Here is a 19,888-nt window from a genome sequence, read left to right as displayed (position 1 = left end):
GCCGCGCCCGGGGCCTGGCCCCAGGGGAGCGCCGGGCCGCGCACCGGGGCTCCCCGGGGCTGTCACAGGCGCGCCGCTGCCAAGCGGTCGGCAGCCGTGTCCCACGCCATCGCGTCCCCCCGCGGGTCGTAGTGGCGCAGTTCCTGGGTGCGGGCGACGAGCCGCCGCATGTCCGTCAGACCTCCGACCAGCCCGTGCGCCCTGGCCTGGAGCAGCACATTGCCGAGCGCGGTCGCCTCGGCGGGTCCCGCGGTGACCGGAAGCCCGGTGGCGTCGGCGGTCCACTGGCACAGCAACTCGTTGCGTGATCCCCCGCCCACCAGATGGATCCGGGTCAGTGCGCGGCCCGCCAGCCGGGCGGCCTCGCGCAGCGTTCTGCGGTGGGCCAGCGCGAGGCTCTCCAGCACGCACCGCACATACCCGCCGGGGCTGTCCGGCAGTGGCTGCCCCGTCCGTGTGAGAGCCTCGTCGATCCGTGACGGCATGTCACCGGGCGCCATGAACACCGGGTCGTCGGGATCGATCACCGAGGCGAAGGGCCGGGCACGCGCCGCGTCCGCGAGAAGCCCGGCCAGGCTCGGGGAGATACCCTCGCGCTCCCATGTGCGGCGGCACTCCTCGAGCAGCCACATGCCCATGATGTTGCGTAGATAGCGGACGGTGCCGTCCACCCCGCGCTCGTTGGTGAAGTTCGCCGCCCTCGATTCCTCCGTGAGCACCGGGGCGTCGAGTTCCAGACCGGCCAGCGACCACGTGCCGCACGACACGTACGCGAAGCCCGGCTCGACGGCCGGGACCGCTGCCACGGCGGACGCGGTGTCGTGCGAGGCGACCGTCGTCACGGGTGTGCCCACCCGCAGGCCGGTCAGCTCGGCCACGTACGGCAGGAGCGTCCCCGCCTGCTCACCCGGCTCGCGCAGCGGAGGGAAGAGCGAGCGGTCCAGGCCCAGCCGTGTGATCAGCGCATCGGACCAGGTGCCCGTGCGGGCGTCGAGGAGACCGGTGGTCGACGCGTTGGTGACCTCCGCGCCCACCGTCCCCGTCAGCCAGTACACCAGCAGATCCGGCATGAGCAGCAGTGTCCGGGCCGCCGGCCACTGCGCCGTGGAGCGATGGGCGGCGAGTTGGAAGACCGTGTTGAACGGCAGGTGCTGCAGTCCGTTGGTGTCGTACAGCTGCTGCGGGGTGGAGCCGGCCAGTACCTCCTCGGCAGCGGCCGCGTTACGTCCGTCGCGATAGTGGAACGGGACTCCCAGCAGCGCTCCGTCGGAGTCCAGGAGGCCGTAGTCCACGGCCCAGGTGTCGACGCCCACCGAGGTGGGAGGACCGCCGCGCGCCGCCGCCCGCAACCCGTCCAGCATTCCCTGGTACAGGGCGAGCACATTCCAGCGGAGGCCGTCGGGGAGCCGTACCGGGGTGTTGGCGAAACGGTGCGCCTCGGTCAGTACGAGGGAGTCGGGACCGACCCTCGCAGTGATCACCCGGCCGCTGGTGGCACCGAGATCCACTGCGGCGAACACCGGGTCGAGCCGTGAAGTAGCAGACATGTCCATCTCATCCGATCCGGGCGGGACCGCGCCCCGGCCGTTCGCCGAACGGTGTGCGGGGCGCGGTGGACCGCACGTGGGGTCAGCGCAGGAAGGCCGCCGCCACACCGGCGTCGACGGGGATGTGGAGTCCTGTGGTGTGTGTCAGGTCGCCGCCGGTCAGCGCGAAGACGGCGTTGGCGACGTGCTCCGGCAGCACCTCGCGCTTGAGGAGCGTGCGCTGGGCGTAGAACTCGCCGAGCTTCTCCTCCTCGATGCCGTACGTCGCCGCGCGCTGGGCCCCCCACCCGGCCGCGAAGATCCCCGAACCGCGCACCACGCCGTCGGGGTTGATGCCGTTGACCCGGATGCCGTGTTCGCCGAGCTCGGCAGCCAGCAGCCTGACCTGGTGCGCCTGGTCGGCCTTCGTGGCCGAGTAGGCGATGTTGTTCGGACCGGCGAAGACGGCGTTCTTGGACGCGATGTAGACGATGTCACCACCGAGCCGCTGTGCCTGCATCACCCGCGCCGCCTCCCGGGAGACGAGGAAGGAACCGCGCGCCATGATGTCGTGCTGCAGGTCCCAGTCGCGGGCGGTGGTTTCCAGCAGCGGTTTGGAGATGGAGATCCCGGCGTTGTTCACGACCAGGTCCACTCCGCCGAAGGCAAGCACCGCGGCCTTGAACGCGTCGGTGATCTGATCTTCGCCGGTCACGTCGACCGTGACCGCCACCGCCTTGTCCGGCCCGCCGAGCTCCTCGGCGACCGCGGCGGCGTTCTCCGCGTTCAGATCCGCGACCACGACACAGGCGCCCTCCGCCACGAGGCGGTGCGCGATGGCCTTGCCGATGCCCGACCCCGCTCCGGTGACCAGGGCGATCCGGGTGGCCAGGGCCTTCGGAGGCGGCATCCGGCGAAGCTTCGCCTCCTCCAGCTCCCAGTACTCGATGCGGAACTTCTCGGACTCCTCGATCGGCGCGTACGACGAGACGGCCTCGGCGCCCCGCATCACGTTGATGGCGTTGAGGTAGAACTCCCCGGCGACCCGGGCCGTCTGCTTGTCCTTGCCGAAGGAGAACATCCCGACCCCCGGCACCAGCACGATCGCCGGATCCGCACCCCGCATCGCGGGCGAGCCGGGAGTGGCGTGACGCCCGTAGTACGCGCGGTACGCCTCCCGGTACTCCTGATGGAGCACCTCGAGCCGGGCGACAGCTTCGTCCAGGGGCGCGTCGGCGGGCAGGTCCAGGACGAGCGGACTGACCTTCGTACGCAGGAAATGGTCGGGGCAGGACGTACCGAGGGCGGCGAGGCGCGGGTGCTCGGCGCGCGAGAGGAAGTCCAGCACGGGGCCGGCGTCGGTGAAGTGCCCCACCTGCGGGCGGTCCGTCGACGCCAGGCCGCGGATCACCGGAGCGAGGGCGGCGGCCCGCTCCCGGCGCGCCTCTTCGCCAAGGGCCTCCAGGCCGGGGAGCACGGGCCCGAACGGCTCGGTCCTGCCATGTTCCTCGAGGAACGTCTCAGCGGTCCGGATCATCCACAGGGCGTTGCGCTCGCACTCCTCGGAGGTGTCGCCCCAGGCGGTGATGCCGTGTCCGCCCAGGACCACACCGACGGCCTGCGGGTTGGCCTCCTTGACCGCCGCGATGTCCAGGCCGAGCTGGAAGCCGGGCCGCCGCCAGCCCACCCACGCCACCTTGTCGCCGAAGCACTCCGTCGTCAGCTTCTCGCCGTCGGCCGCGCAGGCCAGCGCGATGCCCGAGTCGGGGTGCAGGTGGTCGACGTGTGCGGCGTCGACGAGGGCGTGCATGGCGGTGTCGATCGAGGGAGCGGCACCACCCTTGCCGTGGAGGCAGTAGTCGAACGCCGGGACCATCTCGTCCTCGCGTTCCACTCCCGGGTACACGTCCTTGAGAGCGCGCACGCGGTCCAGCCGGAGCACGGCGAGGCCGGCCTCGGTCAGCGTCCCGAGGTCGCCGCCCGACCCCTTCACCCAGAGGAGCTCGGTCTCGCCGCCGGTGACCGGGTCGGTCTCCGTCGCCTTGGCGGAGGTGTTGCCGCCGGCGTAGTTGGTGTTGCGGGGGTCGGAGCCGATCCGGTGGGCGCGCTCCAGGAGCGCGGCGACTTCGGCGTGCGTCGCGGACGTCATGAGGGTTCCTTCGCGGTGATGGGGCGGGCGGGTGCGCCGGAGCTGGACGTACGGTGCGGGGAAGCGGGGCTCAGGCGCCCCAGCCGGCCTGTTCTCCGCCGACCCGGTCGGCGGCGATGCGCTCCTGGTTGCCGGAGGCGAGGTAGGCGGCGAACGGGTCACGGGCCAGGCCGAGTTCCTCGCGCATGTCGGCGAGCAGCGGCCGGACGTCGGTGTTGAACGCGTCCATCAGTACGCCGTTGGCGGCCAGGACGTCACCGGACCGCTGCGCCGCGGCCAGCGCCTCGGTGTCGATGAGCAGCGCCTTCGCCGTGGCTTCCTGCACGTTGGTGACGGAGCGGATGACGGCAGGGATCTTGGCCTCGATGTTGTGGCACTGGTCGAGCATGAAATTGACGTTCGTCTCGGCCTCCAGGCCGCCGTTCTTGACCACTTCATGCATGATCCGGAACAGCTGGAACGGGTCGGCGGCCCCTGCCATCAGGTCGTCGTCGGCATAGAAGCGGGAGTTGAAGTCGAACGCGCCGAGCTTTCCCTCGCGCAGCAGGAACGCCACGATGAACTCGATGTTCGTGCCCGGCGCGTGGTGTCCGGTGTCCACGACGACCTGGGCCTTCGGGCCCAGCTTGAGGCAGTGGGCGTATGAAGTACCCCAGTCCGGGACGTCGGTGGTGTAGAACGCCGGCTCGAAGAGCTTGTACTCCAGAAGCATCCGCTGGTCGTCCCCGAGCCGTTCGTACACCTCGGCGAGGGCTTCGGCCAGGCGCCCCTGACGGCCCGCGATGTCGTCCTGGCCGGGGTAGTTGGTGCCGTCGGAGAACCACAGTTTGAGGTCGGGCGAGCCGGTGGCGTCCATGATGTCGACGCACTCGAGCAGGTGGTCGGTGGCCTTGCGCCGGACCGAGGGGTCCGGATGGGTGACCGAGCCCAGCTTGAAGTCGTCGTCCTGGAACACGTTGGAGTTGATGGCGCCGATGCGCAAGCCCAGATCCGACGCATGCCGGGTGAGCGCCGCGTAGTCCTCGACCCTGTCCCACGGGATGTGCAGCGAGACCTTCGGGGCCACCCCGGTGTACTGATGCACCTGGGCGGCGTCCGCCAGCTTCTCGAACGGGTCGCGCGGGACTCCGGGCTGGGCGAAGACCTTGAAGCGGGTCCCGGAGTTGCCGTACCCCCAGGACGGCGTCTCGATGACCTGAGACCTCAGGGCTGCCTTGACGGCCGACACATCAGACATGAACACCTCGTATGCAGAGTCATCCGGCGACCGGTCAGGATCGGGATGTGAATCGTTTCATCCGGACCGTACGCTAGGTATTCCCCATGCTGCCCGTCAAGCAGCTGGTCACGTCGTTCTTGATTTGAATCAATTCACTACCCCGGCGGAGCGTACGTCCGGCGCTTCGGATGTTGACATGTGACCAAATGGTCACCTATTTTGGACGTATGGACGCGGTCTTCAAGGCGCTGGCTGATCCGACGCGGCGCAGTCTGCTCGACGAGCTCTTCCGCAGTGACGGACAGACACTGAGTGCGTTGGAGGCGCGCTTCGAGATCACACGCTTCGCGGTGATGAAGCACCTGAGGCTGCTGGAGGCGGCGGGTCTGGTGGTCACCAGACGACGGGGCCGGGAAAAGCTGCACTTCCTCAACCCGGTGCCCATCCGGCTCATCCACGACCGGTGGGTGAGCAAGTACGCGGAACCCTGGGCCGCGGGGCTCAGCGGCCTCAAGAGCCGACTGGAGAATCCGATGGAGAAGGTCTTCGAGATCTACATCCGCACCACCCCCGAACGCCTCTGGGAGGCGATCACGGACCCCGAGATCAGAAGCACGTACAACTTCGGTGCCCGCGTCACCTCCGACTGGACACCGGGCTCGCGCTTCGAGATGAGCGCTCCGGGGGCCGGCGGCCCGCTCGGAGAGGGCCGGAATCTGGAGGTCGACCCGCCACGCAGACTGGTCCAGAGCATGGTGGCGCTCTGGAGCGACGACGTGAAGAGCGAGGGGGAGACCCGCGTGACGTGGGAGATCGAGCCGGTCGGCGACTCCTGCCGCCTGACGGTCACCCACGACGAACTGCGCGAGGGCGCCAACGACCAGCTGTACGGCGGCTGGCCGATGATCCTTTCCGGCCTCAAGACCTGGCTCGAGACCGGCGAGCTCCTGACGACACCGGGCTCGCTCATGTACGGCAGCCGGTAACCACCGCCGGGGCCGTGGTGGGTGATCCCCGTCGCGCACAGGCGGATCACCCACCACGGCACCCGTGCGTCCGCCGGGCGGATCCGTCAGCGGTCCGAAGCGCTCAGGCTCGGCTGCAGCGCCCGTACGACAGCGAAGAGACGTTCCTCGTTCCCCGCAAATCCCGCGCTGCGCAGAGCCTCGTCCGCTTCCTCGATCGGGGAAGCGAGCAACGGCATGTACAGAGGGGCGTCGGACGGGTCCGCCAGCGCGGCGCGCGTCGCCTCCAGTAGACGGACGTACGCCTTGGCCGCGGCGATCTCGTCATTGCGCATGTCAGCATCTCCCGCTCAGAGGTGTCGGACCGTCAAGCATCCCCCACGGGTCTGACAACGCACCTTCGCGCGTGCGGGAGACCTGTTCAGTCCTGCTCCCTCCGCGAAGCGGCAGCCGGTGCTTCGACCTCCAGGAAGCGCCGTCGGCGTGGTCCCCGGTACAGAAGAGCCGTCCAGCCCAGCCGCCGCAACACCGTCACGCACCCGGCCAGGGCCTCCTCCTCCCCATGAGCCGCTCCGCCCCCGGGCGGACCGACCCACTCGACGCGTACGGAACCCGGAGCCTCGCCCGCGCACACGCGGTAGCCCGTGGCGGTCCGCTCCCCGGAGGGGCCGACCGCGGAGGCGGATATCCCGGCGGCCTCCAGTGCCAGCGCCACGGCCCGCACCGGCCGGTGCACCTCCCATGGCGCGGGTGCGCATCCCGGGTCCCCCAGGCCCGCATGCATGAGCCGCCTGATCTGCAACAGCCCTTCGAACGCGGTCCGCACCACCGCCTCGCGCCCGCCCTGAGGCCCGGTCACCGCCGGTCCGTCCCCCGTCGCCGGCTCGAACCCGCCCTCCTGCGACGTGTCCACGAACCGCCTCCTCCGTCAGCACTCCGCCCACTGCGCTGTCAGTGTGCGCCCGCCCACTGACAGCGGGCGGGCGCGACCCGACCCGGACGGCCGATAAGCTCTTCCCACCCGCACGCACCGGAGGAAGCGCACACGTGCCCGACAACGATCCGACCGCCGCACCCGTCACCGGCCGGGCCGCTCTGCGCGCCGACTGCGCGAACTGCTTCGGGCTGTGCTGCGTGGCCCTGACGCTTACCGCGTCGGCCGACTTCGCGATCAACAAGGACGCGGGCGAACCCTGCCGCAACCTACGGGACGACTTCCGCTGTGGCATACACGCCCGGCTGCGGCCGGCCGGCTTCTCCGGTTGCACGGTGTACGACTGCTTCGGAGCCGGCCAGAAGGTCTCCCAGGAGACCTACGGCGGCAGGGACTGGAAGCGCGCACCGGACACCGCCCCGCAGATGTTCCAGGTCTTCCCGGTGATGCGGCGGCTCCACGAACTCCTCTGGTACCTCACCGAAGCACTCGCTCTGCCCGCCGCCGAGCCTGTGCACGGGGAGCTCCGCGCCGCCTTCGAAGCCACCGAACGCCTCACGCACGGCAGTGCCGAGGACCTCGCCGAGCTGGACGTCTCCGCGCACCGCGAGAAGGTCGCCGCGCTGCTGCAGAGGGCGGGCGAACTCGTGCGAAGCACCGGTCCGCGGGGGAACAGGCGTGACAAGCGCATCCGCCGGGGTGCCGATCTCATCGGCGCCCGTCTCCAAGGCGCCGACCTGCGGGGCGCCGACCTCCGCGGGGCCTACCTCATCGCGGCAGACCTGCGCGGCGCCGACCTGCGTGGTGCCGACCTCATCGGCGCGGACTTCCGCGACGCCGACCTGTCGGACGCCGACCTCACCGGAACCCTTTTCGTCACCCAGTCCCAGCTGAACGCGGCGAAGGGCAACGCTGCCACACGGCTGCCGAGGTCCCTCGGCCGACCCACCCACTGGTCCATGACCCCTGACGGACCCTGACGGACCCTGACGGAGCGCCTGTCGGCGTCTTCTGCTCCTGCGTGTCCGGACCCGGCCCGCATACGCCGGTGGCGTGCGGTTGCCTGGACATCGGCTCCTTCGCCGTTCCACCGCAGATCGCTGGCCGCGAGCGATCCGATCACCTCGAAGACCGGTTCGTGAGGAGTTCTCGGAGGCTACCCGCCCTCCTGCTCCAGTGCGGCCTTGAGGCGCTGAAGAGTCGTGCGGATGTTGCCGCGCTGGAACTCGGCGAATGTGTGCCCACGCGTCGCGACCCGGTCGAACGCGTTCGCGAGGACATCGGGCCACGACCGCCGGTTGTCGGTCCACGTCTCCGTCACCCGTGTGCAACCGTCGACCGCCTCGAAGCGGTACTCCCACAGGGCGATCGCGCCGGGCAGCCAAGGCCGCCGGGCGCCGATCGCGTGCACGCGGAAGGCGAACCGTTCACCCGGGTCGGCGGCGGTCACCGTGCACCTCGTCGTCCAGCGGAACGAACCGCGCCTGTTACGGCCTTCGAAGACCATGCCCACATGGGCGTCCCGCCGGCCGCCGAGTACACGCGCACCCCGGTTCTCCGGGCTCCAGCGCCCCATGGCCGTAGGGTCGCTGAGCTGTTCGTACACGGCCGTGGGGGCTGCCTTGATCAGGATGCTGTCCGACACGGACATGGTGCGGCGCATGAGGCTCCTTGTGCACGGTCGGCCGGGCGCCTGACGGAAGCCGGTCGGGCCTGTGCGAACGGTTGGCGTTCCACAGTGTGGCCCATCCCGCGCGACCCCCGGACGGCGGGATCTCGGCTGCGGCCCGGTGCACCCGGCGCACAAGCGTTCTGATTCTGGTGAATCGGTTCTGCGGTCGGCCGTCGGATGGGAACGTCCCAGGTGGGCACCTATGGGGAGAGAAGCGGAATCACAGCGCCCCCTCGGAGGTGGTGGCCGTGCTGCACGGCGTCGATGTGAGCTCCCATCAGACGGACTTCGATACGGACGGCCTGGACTTCGTCTTCGTCAAGGCCACCGAAGGCCGCTCGTACGTCAATCCACGACTCGAAGGACAAGTCGCCCGGGCCAGGGAAGCCGGATGCGTGGTCGGCTTCTACCACTTCCTGTGGCCGGGACACGCGAAGGAGCAGGCGGCCTACTTCGTCGCCCGGACGCCGGAGAAGCCGGGCGATCTCCTCGCCGCCGACTGGGAACAGACCGGTGAGGGCACGCACGCCGGCAGCAAGGACAAGGACCGCTTCATCCGGGAGGTGAAACGGCTGAGGCCGCATCACCGCGTTCTCCTCTACTGCAACCGCTCCTTCTGGCGCACCCACGACACGAGCGCCTACGCGGGCGACGGACTCTGGATCGCCGACCACGTGCCGGCCGGAAAGCCGCGGATCGAGGCCTCCTGGCGCGTGCACCAGTACACCGACAGTCCGCTCGACAAGAACGTCGCCGACTTCCCTTCGCGGCAGGCGTTGCGCTCCTGGGCCGGCGGCTGAGAAGTCACGTCAACACGGGCGTCTTCACCATCGGCCAATGGAGTGTCCTTTGCCAACCACTGGTGGAGTACCGACGGGGATGTCGCGCGGTACCGCTGAAGGGGGTCCATCCTGGTCGCCGAGTTCACATCCGGCCGTCGACCGAAGGAGTGCCGCAGTGACGACGAGGGGCCCCTCAGCATCGGCGGAAGCCGATCCCGCCTACCAGGACGAGCTGCCCGTCCGGAGTCTCCGGCCGGGTGCCCTGGTCATCAAGTGGCTGACCACCACCGACCACAAGACGATCGGCACGCTGTACCTGGCCACCTCGTTCCTGTTCTTCCTCATCGGTGGAGTCCTGGCGCTCGTGATGCGCGCCGAGCTGGCCCGCCCCGGTATTCAGATCGTGTCGAACGAGCAGTACAACCAGGCGTTCACGATGCACGGCACGGTCATGCTGCTGATGTTCGCGACGCCGCTGTTCGCCGGCTTCGCGAACTGGATCATGCCGCTGCAGATCGGCGCGCCCGACGTGGCGTTCCCGCGGCTGAACATGCTTGCCTACTGGCTGTACCTCTTCGGCTCGCTCATCGCCGTCTCCGGCTTCCTCACCCCGCAGGGTGCGGCCGACTTCGGGTGGTTCGCCTACACCCCGCTGTCGGACGTGATCCGGACGCCAGGTGCCGGGGCCAACCTGTGGGTGATGGGTCTGGCCTTCTCCGGCTTCGGTACGATCCTCGGCTCGGTCAACTTCATCACCACGATCATCTGCATGCGCGCCCCCGGCATGACGATGTTCCGTATGCCGATCTTCACGTGGAACGTCCTGCTGACCGGTGTGCTGGTCCTGCTGGCCTTCCCCGTCCTGGCCGCCGCGCTCCTCGCGCTGATGGCCGACCGTAAATTCGGCGCGCACATCTTCGACCCGGCCAACGGTGGTGCGTTGCTGTGGCAACACCTCTTCTGGTTCTTCGGCCATCCAGAGGTGTACATCATCGCCCTGCCGTTCTTCGGCATCGTCTCCGAGATCATTCCGGTGTTCAGCCGGAAGCCGATTTTCGGATACGTCGGCCTGATCAGCGCGACGATCGCCATCGCCGGCCTTTCCGCGACGGTGTGGGCGCACCACATGTACGTCACGGGCGGTGTGCTGTTGCCGTTCTTCTCGTTCATGACCTTCCTGATCGCGGTACCGACCGGTGTGAAGTTCTTCAACTGGATCGGCACGATGTGGAAGGGGTCGCTTTCCTTCGAGACACCGATGCTCTGGTCGATCGGCTTTCTCGTGACCTTCCTCTTCGGTGGTCTGACCGGCGTGATCCTGGCCTCGCCGCCGCTGGACTTCCACGTCTCCGACTCGTATTTCGTCGTCGCGCACTTCCACTACGTCGTCTTCGGTACCGTGGTCTTCGCGATGTTCGCCGGATTCCATTTCTGGTGGCCGAAATTCACCGGCAAGATGCTGGACGAGCGCCTCGGGAAGATGACGTTCTGGACGCTGTTCGTCGGCTTCCACGGCACGTTCCTGGTGCAGCACTGGCTCGGAGCCGAGGGCATGCCGCGTCGTTACGCGGACTACCTCGCCGCCGACGGCTTCACCGCGCTCAACACGATCTCCACGATCGCCTCCTTCCTGTTGGGTCTGTCCATGCTCCCCTTCCTGTACAACGTCTGGAAGACGGCCAAGTACGGCGAGAAGATCGAGGTCGACGACCCGTGGGGCTACGGCCGTTCGCTCGAATGGGCCACCACCTGCCCGCCGCCGCGGCACAACTTCCTCAGCCTGCCGCGGATCCGTTCGGAATCCCCGGCGTTCGACCTGCACCACCCCTCGGTGCGAGCCCTCGAGGAGATGGCGACCCGCCCCGACGAGTCCGTCACGGTGGCGCCGGGCGACAAGCAGACCTGAGGGTTCGCACCGACGACCCGATGACAGGAACGACCCGACGAGAGGAGGACGGCGTGAAGCGGGACGAGGAGAGCGCCCGGGGCCTGGCCCAGGTGGAGGGCTACCTGCTCTGGAACGCCGAGGTCGAGGAGGCCCGCCGTCAGGCAGGCCTCTTCACCGCACAACTGCCGTGGCTCACCACGGCCCAGCGTGAGGACGTCGAACGTGTATACGTGGCGGATAGGGTGGTCGTCTGCCGGGAATCCCTCACGAGGATCGTGGGCCGGGCCGCCGAACTCCGGGGTGAGTACACCGCACGGTACGAGCGTCTGCGGGCCCGCTGCGTGGCCGCGTCCGTCATGGCCGTGGCCGCGGCGAGCGGCGCCTGCGCGGCGGTGACACTGATCAGCCGGTGACCCGCGCGGCCTCATGACACGGCTGACCTGTGTGACTCACCGCCCGGTGGAACGGGCGTCCCGAGCGCTCCGGACGCCCGGACCATGTACCGGCACCGGTGGTGCCCAAACCGTCCGCCTCAGTGCCGGACCAGGCAGAACGGATGGCCGGCGGGGTCCGCGTAGACGCGCCAGCTCCGTCCGGCCGGGCCTGCGTCCAGCAAGGTGGCGCCGAGAGCGAGCACCTGCTCGTGGGCGCGGCCCAGATCGGAGACGGCGAAGTCCGTGTGGAAATGCTGCGGGCGCTCGGGGTCCGGCCACCGCGGAGGCCGGTAGTCCTCGACCCGCTGGAAGGCGAGGACGAATCCGGCCGGGGTGTGAACGGTCGCCCAGCCAGCGCCGAGAGCCCACCGACGGTCGGGCTGATCGACTGTTCCACCGAGGACGGCCGCGTAGAAGGGCGGCCAGCAGCGCCGGATCAGGGCTGTCCAGCACCACGCACTGCAGTTCGGCGATCATGCGGCGCATCCTACGAGGCCGCGGCCGCGCCTGGCTGGCCGATTTCCCGCAGCGCCGGCACGAGACCGTGCGACCGCAGTGTGCCGGACCGGACGCGCGGCCGGCTGCGGGAGGAGGCGTTCTCCCTCCGCTGCATCCTCATCCACATGATCGAGGAGGCGTGCCCGCAACGGTCACGCCGCTCCGTCCAGGTGACGGACCGACAGGAGGACCGGCGAGTGGCGGAGGCTCCCTTGCGAGCGCGCCGGGTTCACGACGGGGGCGGGCCTACGATCACCCCGGCCCGGTCAGGTGCCGAACGGACCCGGTCGAGCTCCGAGAGATGGGCGGCGAGCTGTTCGGCATGGGACGGCGGCAGTCCACAGGACGGCTCCGCCAGTTGCACCGCACACGCGGTCGTCGTGTCGATGAGCCGCTCCACGGCGCTCACGACCTCCTCGGACCCGGCGGAGTGCCGTGCCACCGACGGCAGTTCGGCGGCGGAGAGCTCGATGGCCGAACGAGCCACCGCGAGCGACCGGTACGCGTCGCGTCGTAGTGTCCCGCGGGCCGTGTGGTCCCCCGGGGCTTCCAGGACGTGCCCCAGGTAGCGGTGCGCCGCTCCCACCGCCGTGTCGACGGCGGCCCGTACGGAGTGCCCCCGCCGCCCGGGCAGCGGCAGGTGGCCGACGAGCAGCACCGTCGCGCAGGCGAGGAGGGACTCCACGACCCGCTCCCAGGAGGCGGAGGGTTCACCGCCGAGCCGTACGAGGGACAGCACCAGCACGGTGACCACCGCCGTCTGCGCCGCGAAGTGACGTGTGGCCACCGGCAGCAGCGCGCCGCACACCGCCACCACCGCGACCAGTGCGAGCGGACCGGACAGCAGCAGCGCCAGTGCGGCGAAGACCCCGGCCCCCACCACGGTTCCCACGGCTCTGCACAGCACGCGTGAGGCCAGCGGACCCAGGTCCGGCTTGACGAGGAACACCGTGGTGGCGGGCAGCCAGTACCAATGCTCGTGATGCAGCGCCTGCGCCACGGCCGTACTCGTGACACAGCACGTGGCCACCCGCAGACCGTACTCACGGCCCGCGGCACTCCACGCCCGGCTTGCGGCAGAGGCGTACCGCAACGCCTTCCCCGCCCTCGGCGACACGTCCCCGGCGCGGTCGGCGCGGTCGAAGACCGCCGCGGCCCCCAGCAGGGCATCGTCCAGAGCACGCAGTCCCGCGTCCGTCCGAGCGGGGGCCGGGAGCCTCCCGCAGGGCTTTCCGGAGCGCACCGCGTCCGCCAGCCTGCGTGGGCCCTCCGTGATGCGGGCGGGCAGCGGCATCCCGGCCCAGGCCAGTGCGGTCGCGGCCTCGGCCAGCGGCAACGCCGCCGCATACCGGGCATGCAGCCGCCGTTCGGCAGCGGTACTCGCGTGGCGCCGCAGCCGCGGTCCCGCCAGCGCGTCCTGCGCGTGATCGAGGGCCGCGCTCAGGGCCGCCCGTTCGGCCCGGGCATGCGGGCCGCCGGTCGCCCGCAGCAGCCGGGCCACCGCCTCGTACATCGCGGCGACCGCTTCCCGTTCTCCGTCGAGGCGGTACGGCCCGTCGCCGAGCCGGCCCGGTGACGGGACGGCGAGCCGGAGCAGGAGCAGCCAGCCCGCACCGGACAGGTACAGCAGTGCGCGCAGAGGACCCGGTTCCGGCAACGGCATGCCGGCTCCGATCACGGCCGCCACCAGCAACTGCGTCCCGCAGGCCGACGCGACGGGGCCCGTCGAGCTGAGCGCGCCCGCCACCAGCCCCAGGAGCCCGAACACGAGCGGCAGGGCAACCAGCGACCGTCCGGCGCCCGCGGCCGCCGCGATCGACGTGCCGAGCAGCAGTCCGGACGCACCCGCCACAGCCGGGACGCCGAGACGGGTGACCGAGGCCCGGCGGCTGCCGGGCCGGTCGTTGATCCCGGCCAGCATCGCGCCCAGCGCGGCGGGCACCCCGGCGGTCGGCCGCTCGGCGAGCACGGCCACGAGCATCGGCACGCACGCCGGCGCCCCGCGCAGGACGGCGTTCCACGGGAGCGGCCCGCGCTGGGTCCGCAACACATGACCGAGCCACGGGGGCAGGGGAGGAAGAGGGGGAGTCACACCGGGTTCCTGTTCGCGCGGGGGAAGGTGTCGTCTCGCCGGCGGACACCTTCGGCCTGGGCACGGGGCCAGCGTAGAACCCCGGTGTGGAGGTGGTGCTACCTGACCGTTTCCGGAATGTGTCGGCCGGCCGTGCGACCGGCCTGCGGTGTCACAGAGCGGCGCCGAAGGCCTGGGTCCAGACCGGGCCGGAGGGCGACTCCTGCCTGCCGATACCGATCTCCTCGAACGCGCAGTTGAGGATGTTCGCCCGGTGACCAGGGCTGTTCATCCAGGCGTCCATCACCGAGGCGGCTGTGGTCTGGCCCTTCGCGATGTTCTCGCCGTACGTGCTCCACCGGTAGCCGGCCGCGGTGATGCGGTCGCCGGGGTCCGTACCGTCCGGAGATGTGTGGGAGAAGTAGTCCCGCGCGACCATGTCGGCGGAGTGGCGCGACGCGGCCGTGGCCAGCGCGCCGCTGGTGCCCACAGGCTCGCATCCCGCCTTCGCCCGCTCGGCGTTGACGAGCCGCACGACCTCCTCGTCCGTCGGTGAGGACGCCGTCGACGGTGCCGGGGACGCGGGCCCGGGTGCCGGGGCGGCAGGGGGCGCGGGGGTGGGTGTGCGCGGCCTCGGCACCGTGCCCCGCGTCGGCGACGCGCTCCGGCTCCTGGCGGCGGACGGCGACGGGGACGCCGAGGCGGACGACCGAGGGGCCGACGAGGGAGGAACCGGGGTACGAACCGGCGGGGGGACCGGAGCCGTCGTGGGGGCCGCCGGCCCTCCGGCGGCCGTCGACCGTTCCTCGTTCCCGCCGTCCGTGTACAGGTGCACCGCGCCACCGCCGCCACCCAGCGCCGCGACCGCCAGCACTCCCGCCACCACGGTGGTACGACGGCGCCGCCGGGCCTCCCCCCGACGGCGCTCGGCGCGTCCGGGAGCTGCAGAGCGACCCACCCCGGCCACGGATATCGCGTCTGCCCGCCCGGCGGCCGACGCCGCCACGGGAACGAGGGCCAGGCCCACCAGCAGGCTCTCGGCAGGGACCAGGCCGGAGCGGTACCCCGAGCAGACCGTGCAACCACGCGCGTGACGGGACAGCCGCTTGCGCCAGAGAGCGGACGGTGTCCCGTCCCACTGGGTGGTGAGGTCCTCCAGCAGGACGCACCGCGGGTGCGCCGCCAGCGCGCGCACGACCACTCTGGCCGCCTCCAGCTGTGCCTTCATCCGCTGCACACGTACCGCGGTGTGCTGGGCGGTCAGCTCGAGAGCGCAGGTGACCTCGGCCCGCGTGAGTTCTCCGGCCGTCTCCAGCCACCACAGCGACAGCAGCGCGCGGTCGTCCTCGTCCAGCCACCGGGTGGCCTCGGCGACCTCCCGCCGCTGCCCGGTCAGGCCGAGGCGCAGGAGAGTCAGCTCGACGAAATCCGCCCTGTGATCGACGACGTCGTGCGCCTCGTGCATCCGGATCGTGGACATCTCACCCGACCCACGCTCACGCCAGTGCTCCCGCAACTGGTTCATGGTGATGGCCACGAACCACGACCGGAAGCTTCCCGGCGTGCGCAGGGCGGGCAGGCCGCGAAGCATGCGCAGCACACTCTCCTGGACCACGTCGTCGACATCCGCGTGCCCGTCCAGCGCACGGCCGACGATGTTGTACACGAGGGGCAGATACGACGCCACAAGCCGGTCCTGGGCCCGCTGGTCACCTTTCTGAGCCGCCTTGACCAACGTCGTCTCGCGTGCCTCGCCCATGGTGCGCCCACTCTTCCGGGATCCTGTTCCGTCACTTCCCACACTCGGGAGACGCTGTGCGGCGGGGACGATAACAGGAAACCGGCTGCGGGCTCACGAGACGTGCCCCGGGCCTGCGGCAGGAGGCGTGCGCGGGCACCTGGGGGTCGTCCCCCGCTCTCGGGGGCCGTGTCAGGCCCGGCGGCGGCCGAGGACCTGCCGCCGGGCCTGACACGCGGAACAGGTGACGGACCGAGCCCGGCCGGGCTGCCGACCGGCGGACCTCGCGGTCAGCCGCGCGGCGGGTCGTCCGGGTTCCGGTCCTGGCCGAGCTGCTGGTGGAGCTTGTCCTGGCCGGTGTCGACGTGCTTGCTGTACTTTCCCTGCGTCCGGTCGTCGACCATGTCGCCGGTCTTGTCGACACCCTTCCCTGCCTGGTCCTCGTGGCCCTTCAGCATCTTCTTGATCTTGTCCATGGCGGACATGACGGATCCTCCTCCGCTCGGCGTCCCCCCTGTCCAGGGTCTCCGCACACGCCGCGCACCGCATCCGCGAACGCCGGCCTGCGGTCCCGCGGCGCGCGGGACGTGTGAAGGGCGCTCCGGTGGGCAGATACCGGGTGACCATGTGGAGGTGGTGGCCGTGGGCCGCATCCAGATCGTCCGCCGTCCGCAGCCCCCCGCGGGGCCACCCCCGCCGGATCTGCGTACACCGTCCGGACGCGTACTCCCGTACTGACCCCCGTCTGCCTCCCGGTCGCTCCGGCGGCGTGGGGGGCCGGATGTCCGAGGTCTCCGTCATGAACGATTCCCGGCAGCCACCGAGCGGCCGTCTCCGTACGGACCGGCCGCACTCCGCCCGTGTCTGGAACTACCTCCTCGGTGGCAAGGACAGCTATCCGGCCGACGCCGAGGCCGGCGAAACGATCCTTCGGGTCTTCCCCGACATCGCGCACATCGCACGCGACCAGCGGGCCTTCCTCGCCCGCGCGGTCGGCTTCCTGACCGGCGAGGCGGGCATCCGGCAGTTCCTCGACATCGGGACGGGACTTCCCACGGCCGACAACACCCACGAGGTCGCCCAGACGCTGGCCCCGGAGTCCCGCATCGTCTACGTCGACAACGACCCCCTCGTGCTGACCCACGCCCGTGCGCTGCTGACCAGTACCCCCGAGGGTGCCTGCGCCTACATCGACGCGGATGTGCGCGACACCGCCCACATCCTCGACGAGGCCTCCCGGACCCTCGACCTCTCCCGGCCCGTCGGCCTGATGATGCTGGGGATCATGGGACAGCTCCCGGACGAGGACGACCCCTGGGCCGTCACCGCCCGGCTGGTGGAGGCTCTCGCACCCGGCAGCCATCTGGTCCTTGCCGACGGCATCGACACCAGCGAGACCCTGAACGCGGCGATCGCGGCGTACAACGCGCAGTCCGCGAGCTCGTACCACCTGCGCAGTCCCGCACGGATCGCCGACTTCTTCGCCGGGCTGGAGGTCGTGGAGCCCGGCGTCGTCCTGACAGCGGCCTGGCGTCCCGAACCCCGGCAGGGGGAGCGGCAGTCCTCACCGAGTCCCGCCGTCAGTGGCGTGGGCCGCAAGGTCTGACCCGGCGCAGGCGCGGGCCCGCGCACGGGCGGGCGTAAGATTCGGACGCATGATCGATCAATCGGGGCGCGTCCCGTCCGCCCGGCGGACGAACTGGGCCGGCAACATCGCGTTCGGCGCACGGCACCTGCACACACCCGCGTCGGTGGCCGAACTCCAGGACATCGTGGCCGCCGGCACCGCGGTGCGGGCGCTCGGCACCGGCCACTCCTTCAACACCGTCGCCGATACGAGCGGCGACCTCGTTTCGGTGGCAGGGCTGCCCCGCTCCATCGAGATCGACCGCGAAACCGCGACCGCGACGGTCGGCGCGGGGCTGCGCTTCGGTGAGCTGACCGGCACCCTGCACCGGAGCGGGTTCGCGCTGCACAACCTGGGCTCGCTGCCCCACATCTCGGTCGCCGGTGCCTGCGCGACCGGCACCCACGGATCAGGCGTCGGCAACCGCTCCCTGGCCGGGGCCGTCCGGGCGCTGGAACTCGTCACCGCGGACGGCGGCCTGGTGACCCTGGAGCGCGGCGACGACGACTTCGCCGGGGCGGTGGTGTCCCTGGGCGCGCTCGGAGTGGTGACGCGCCTGACCCTGGACCTCGTGCCGGCGTTCGACGTACAGCAGTGGGTCTACGAGGGGCTTCCGCGGGAGGAACTTCTCGGCAGGTTCGACGAGGTGGTGTCCGAGGCCTACAGCGTGAGCCTGTTCACCAGCTGGCGGGACGATCCGGTCGACCAGGTGTGGCTCAAACGACGGGTCGCGGCCGACGGCCCGCTCGTCGCGCCTCGGCGCTGGCTGGGTGCGACGCTCGCGAACGGGCCGAGGCACCCCGTCCCGGGCATGCCGGCCGGTCACTGCACACAGCAGCAGGGCGATGCCGGCCCGTGGCACGCCCGGCTTCCCCACTTCCGCCTCGAATTCACCCCGAGCAACGGCGAGGAACTGCAGTCGGAGTACTTCGTGGCCCGGCGCGACGCCGTCGCGGCCTACGAGGCGCTGGAACGGATCCGGGGAAGCATCGCGCCGCTGCTCCAGATCTGCGAGATCCGCACCGTGGCCGCCGACGACCTCTGGCTCAGTCCGGCCCAGGGCGGCGACGCCGTGGCCTTCCACTTCACCTGGGTGCCGGACACGGCGGCGGTCACGCCCGTTCTCGGGGAGATCGAGGAAGCTCTGGCGCCCTTCGGCGCCAGGCCGCACTGGGGCAAGGTGTTCACCACGGAGCCCGGCCGGCTGCGCGAGCTGTACCACCACTACGCGGACTTCGAGGCCCTGATGACCCGCTTCGACCCCGCCGGCACCTTCCGCAACGACTTCCTCGCCCGCCACTTCCCGCGTGCCGGCGGCGGACAGGCCGGCTGAGGGGCTCGGCGTTCAGACCGGGCCGCCTTCGTTCCGGGGCTCGGCGGGCCAGTCCCGCGGCGCCGGACGCGGCGCGAGCTCCTCCACCAGGGCGGCCAGTTCCTCGCACGCCAGCTTCGTCTCGCGGCGGATGTTGTTGTGCTCGGTGACGATCGCGGCCAGCAGAAGGGCGGTGAGTGCCACACAACCGTTGAGGACGGTCAGGTTGAGCATGACCTCGAGCACGGTGTGATCGGCGAACGCTCCCGCCCGGTCGGTTCCCGCGACGATCGCCATCACGGACATCAGCAGGGCGCAGGGCGCACTCCCCGCCAGCTGGAAGCGCAGGGCGGCCCAGATCAGGACCGGGAAGAGCAGGTAGACCATGGACAGGGGGCTTCTCGTCGCGACGACGGTCGTTCCCACCGCGACGACCGCCAGCGCGAGCGCCTCCGCCCACCGGTCCTCCCGCCGGGGCATCCGGGCCGTACGCAGGACGAGCAGCAGCGGGGTGACCGTGAGCACGCCCATGGCGTCCCCGGCCCACCAGGCCGACCAGACCGGCCAGAACTGTTCGGCGGGCAGGTCACCGCTCAGCGCCTGGATCCCGGCGCCGACGGTGGCACTGATGACCATGCCCCCCATGGCTCCGAGGAACACCAGCAGGACACCGTCGCGCAGGCGGTCCAGTTCCCTGCGAAACCCCACTGCCCGCAGCGCGAGGAAGGAGCACAGGGGGGCAAGGGTGCTTCCCGCCGCGATGCCGACACCCCCGAGTGTGAGGTCGCCACTGATCGAGACGACCATGAGCAGGGCACCGAGCGCGATGGCGGGCAGGACCCGTACACCCAGGTACAGCAACGAGGCCAGGGCGATACCGGTGGGCGGCCACAGCGGGGTGACGACCGAGTCCTCCACGCCCACCTGCCGGAGCAGGCCGAGGCGCCCGGAGCCGAAGTAGACAGCGGTGATCGCGAGCATCTGCAGAACGAGCAGGACTCGGCGTCTGGTTTCATCGCTGCGGATCACGCATCTCATCAGACACCGCGCATGGCGGCGGGTGGCCGTGACAC

At 70.7% G+C, this 19,888-nt stretch carries 17 protein-coding genes and 1 pseudogene; 7 read left to right on the top strand and 11 right to left on the bottom strand.

Features of this window, described 5'->3' with window-relative positions; all coding sequences use genetic code 11:
• Positions 1-62 precede the first annotated feature (62 nt).
• The 3 genes from QFZ58_RS03850 to rhaI form a co-directional block, all read right to left on the bottom strand.
• Entirely contained in the window at positions 63-1,547 is a 1,485-nt protein-coding gene (locus tag QFZ58_RS03850) for a rhamnulokinase family protein (RefSeq protein WP_307123470.1), read from the bottom strand.
• A gap of 82 nt (positions 1,548-1,629) precedes the next feature.
• Positions 1,630-3,675, bottom strand: a complete 2,046-nt coding sequence (locus QFZ58_RS03845; protein ID WP_307123469.1) for a bifunctional aldolase/short-chain dehydrogenase — start codon at positions 3,673-3,675, stop codon at positions 1,630-1,632.
• Between the two features lie 70 nt (positions 3,676-3,745).
• Positions 3,746-4,912 carry an L-rhamnose isomerase gene (gene rhaI / locus QFZ58_RS03840; RefSeq protein ID WP_307123468.1) on the bottom strand — a complete coding sequence of 389 codons (1,167 nt, stop codon included), beginning with the start codon at positions 4,910-4,912 and terminating at the stop codon, positions 3,746-3,748.
• Positions 4,913-5,121: 209 nt separating this feature from the next.
• Here rhaI and QFZ58_RS03835 point away from each other — a divergent pair, with 209 nt between their 5' ends.
• A complete protein-coding gene (locus QFZ58_RS03835) occupies positions 5,122-5,880 on the top strand; it encodes a metalloregulator ArsR/SmtB family transcription factor (RefSeq protein WP_307123467.1) in 759 nt (252 codons plus the stop codon).
• Between the two features lie 86 nt (positions 5,881-5,966).
• Here QFZ58_RS03835 and QFZ58_RS03830 read toward each other — a convergent pair whose 3' ends face one another.
• Both QFZ58_RS03830 and QFZ58_RS03825 read right to left on the bottom strand, forming a co-directional pair.
• Complete coding sequence (locus QFZ58_RS03830) at positions 5,967-6,194, bottom strand: hypothetical protein (protein ID WP_307123466.1); 228 nt, start codon at positions 6,192-6,194, stop codon at positions 5,967-5,969.
• 86 nt (positions 6,195-6,280) lie between these two features.
• The gene (locus tag QFZ58_RS03825; protein WP_307123465.1) at positions 6,281-6,772 is read right to left on the bottom strand and encodes a hypothetical protein; all 492 of its coding nucleotides are present in this window, start codon (positions 6,770-6,772) and stop codon (positions 6,281-6,283) included.
• A gap of 134 nt (positions 6,773-6,906) precedes the next feature.
• Here QFZ58_RS03825 and QFZ58_RS03820 point away from each other — a divergent pair, with 134 nt between their 5' ends.
• The gene (locus QFZ58_RS03820) at positions 6,907-7,773 is read left to right on the top strand and encodes a pentapeptide repeat-containing protein (RefSeq protein WP_307123464.1); all 867 of its coding nucleotides are present in this window, start codon (positions 6,907-6,909) and stop codon (positions 7,771-7,773) included.
• A 176-nt stretch (positions 7,774-7,949) separates the two neighbouring features.
• Here QFZ58_RS03820 and QFZ58_RS03815 read toward each other — a convergent pair whose 3' ends face one another.
• Entirely contained in the window at positions 7,950-8,456 is a 507-nt protein-coding gene (locus QFZ58_RS03815) for an SRPBCC family protein (RefSeq protein WP_307123463.1), read from the bottom strand.
• Positions 8,457-8,713: 257 nt separating this feature from the next.
• On the opposite strand from QFZ58_RS03815, the gene QFZ58_RS03810 reads away from it, so the two are divergent.
• The 3 genes from QFZ58_RS03810 (at position 8,714) to QFZ58_RS03800 (ending at position 11,548) form a co-directional block, all read left to right on the top strand.
• On the top strand, positions 8,714-9,265 hold the full coding sequence (locus tag QFZ58_RS03810) for a glycoside hydrolase family 25 protein (protein ID WP_307123462.1): 552 nt from the start codon (positions 8,714-8,716) through the stop codon (positions 9,263-9,265).
• A 157-nt stretch (positions 9,266-9,422) separates the two neighbouring features.
• The gene (ctaD, locus tag QFZ58_RS03805; protein ID WP_307123461.1) at positions 9,423-11,153 is read left to right on the top strand and encodes a cytochrome c oxidase subunit I; all 1,731 of its coding nucleotides are present in this window, start codon (positions 9,423-9,425) and stop codon (positions 11,151-11,153) included.
• A 53-nt stretch (positions 11,154-11,206) separates the two neighbouring features.
• Positions 11,207-11,548 (top strand): hypothetical protein, encoded by a 342-nt coding sequence (locus tag QFZ58_RS03800; protein WP_307128760.1) that lies wholly within the window; start codon positions 11,207-11,209, stop codon positions 11,546-11,548.
• A 119-nt stretch (positions 11,549-11,667) separates the two neighbouring features.
• On the opposite strand, the pseudogene QFZ58_RS03795 reads toward QFZ58_RS03800, so the two are convergent.
• From QFZ58_RS03795 to QFZ58_RS03780, 4 genes and pseudogenes are all read right to left on the bottom strand, one after another.
• Positions 11,668-12,046: pseudogene (locus QFZ58_RS03795) on the bottom strand (VOC family protein).
• Between the two features lie 250 nt (positions 12,047-12,296).
• On the bottom strand, positions 12,297-14,048 hold the full coding sequence (locus QFZ58_RS03790; RefSeq protein ID WP_307128759.1) for an FUSC family protein: 1,752 nt from the start codon (positions 14,046-14,048) through the stop codon (positions 12,297-12,299).
• A 262-nt stretch (positions 14,049-14,310) separates the two neighbouring features.
• A complete protein-coding gene (locus QFZ58_RS03785; protein WP_307123460.1) occupies positions 14,311-15,897 on the bottom strand; it encodes a sigma-70 family RNA polymerase sigma factor in 1,587 nt (528 codons plus the stop codon).
• A 269-nt stretch (positions 15,898-16,166) separates the two neighbouring features.
• Entirely contained in the window at positions 16,167-16,361 is a 195-nt protein-coding gene (locus QFZ58_RS03780; RefSeq protein ID WP_307123459.1) for an antitoxin, read from the bottom strand.
• A 314-nt stretch (positions 16,362-16,675) separates the two neighbouring features.
• Between QFZ58_RS03780 and QFZ58_RS03775 the strand changes: the two genes are divergently transcribed.
• Together QFZ58_RS03775 and QFZ58_RS03770 are read left to right on the top strand one after the other, a co-directional pair.
• Positions 16,676-17,482, top strand: a complete 807-nt coding sequence (locus tag QFZ58_RS03775; RefSeq protein WP_307123458.1) for an SAM-dependent methyltransferase — start codon at positions 16,676-16,678, stop codon at positions 17,480-17,482.
• A gap of 49 nt (positions 17,483-17,531) precedes the next feature.
• Positions 17,532-18,836, top strand: coding sequence for an FAD-binding protein (locus QFZ58_RS03770; protein WP_307123457.1), 1,305 nt, complete (start codon positions 17,532-17,534; stop codon positions 18,834-18,836).
• A gap of 12 nt (positions 18,837-18,848) precedes the next feature.
• Here QFZ58_RS03770 and QFZ58_RS03765 read toward each other — a convergent pair whose 3' ends face one another.
• On the bottom strand, positions 18,849-19,844 hold the full coding sequence (locus tag QFZ58_RS03765) for an MASE1 domain-containing protein (protein WP_307123456.1): 996 nt from the start codon (positions 19,842-19,844) through the stop codon (positions 18,849-18,851).
• Positions 19,845-19,888 lie beyond the last annotated feature (44 nt).

It is taken from the genome of Streptomyces sp. B1I3 (assembly GCF_030816615.1).
In the GTDB taxonomy this organism is placed as follows: Bacteria; Actinomycetota; Actinomycetes; order Streptomycetales; family Streptomycetaceae; genus Streptomyces.
Note: the sequence above shows the minus strand (reverse complement) of the source record. Positions and strands in the feature narration are given on the sequence as shown.

Coding starts and splice junctions, on each gene's coding strand:
- QFZ58_RS03850 (WP_307123470.1), bottom strand. CDS start 1,547: ATGTCTGCTACTTCACGGCTCGACCCGGTGTTCGCCGCAGTGGATCTC.
- QFZ58_RS03845 (WP_307123469.1), bottom strand. CDS start 3,675: ATGACGTCCGCGACGCACGCCGAAGTCGCCGCGCTCCTGGAGCGCGCC.
- rhaI (WP_307123468.1), bottom strand. CDS start 4,912: ATGTCTGATGTGTCGGCCGTCAAGGCAGCCCTGAGGTCTCAGGTCATC.
- QFZ58_RS03835 (WP_307123467.1), top strand. CDS start 5,122: ATGGACGCGGTCTTCAAGGCGCTGGCTGATCCGACGCGGCGCAGTCTG.
- QFZ58_RS03830 (WP_307123466.1), bottom strand. CDS start 6,194: ATGCGCAATGACGAGATCGCCGCGGCCAAGGCGTACGTCCGTCTACTG.
- QFZ58_RS03815 (WP_307123463.1), bottom strand. CDS start 8,456: ATGCGCCGCACCATGTCCGTGTCGGACAGCATCCTGATCAAGGCAGCC.
- QFZ58_RS03790 (WP_307128759.1), bottom strand. CDS start 14,048: ATGCTCGTGGCCGTGCTCGCCGAGCGGCCGACCGCCGGGGTGCCCGCC.
- QFZ58_RS03785 (WP_307123460.1), bottom strand. CDS start 15,897: ATGGGCGAGGCACGCGAGACGACGTTGGTCAAGGCGGCTCAGAAAGGT.
- QFZ58_RS03780 (WP_307123459.1), bottom strand. CDS start 16,361: ATGTCCGCCATGGACAAGATCAAGAAGATGCTGAAGGGCCACGAGGAC.
- QFZ58_RS03775 (WP_307123458.1), top strand. CDS start 16,676: ATGAACGATTCCCGGCAGCCACCGAGCGGCCGTCTCCGTACGGACCGG.
- QFZ58_RS03770 (WP_307123457.1), top strand. CDS start 17,532: ATGATCGATCAATCGGGGCGCGTCCCGTCCGCCCGGCGGACGAACTGG.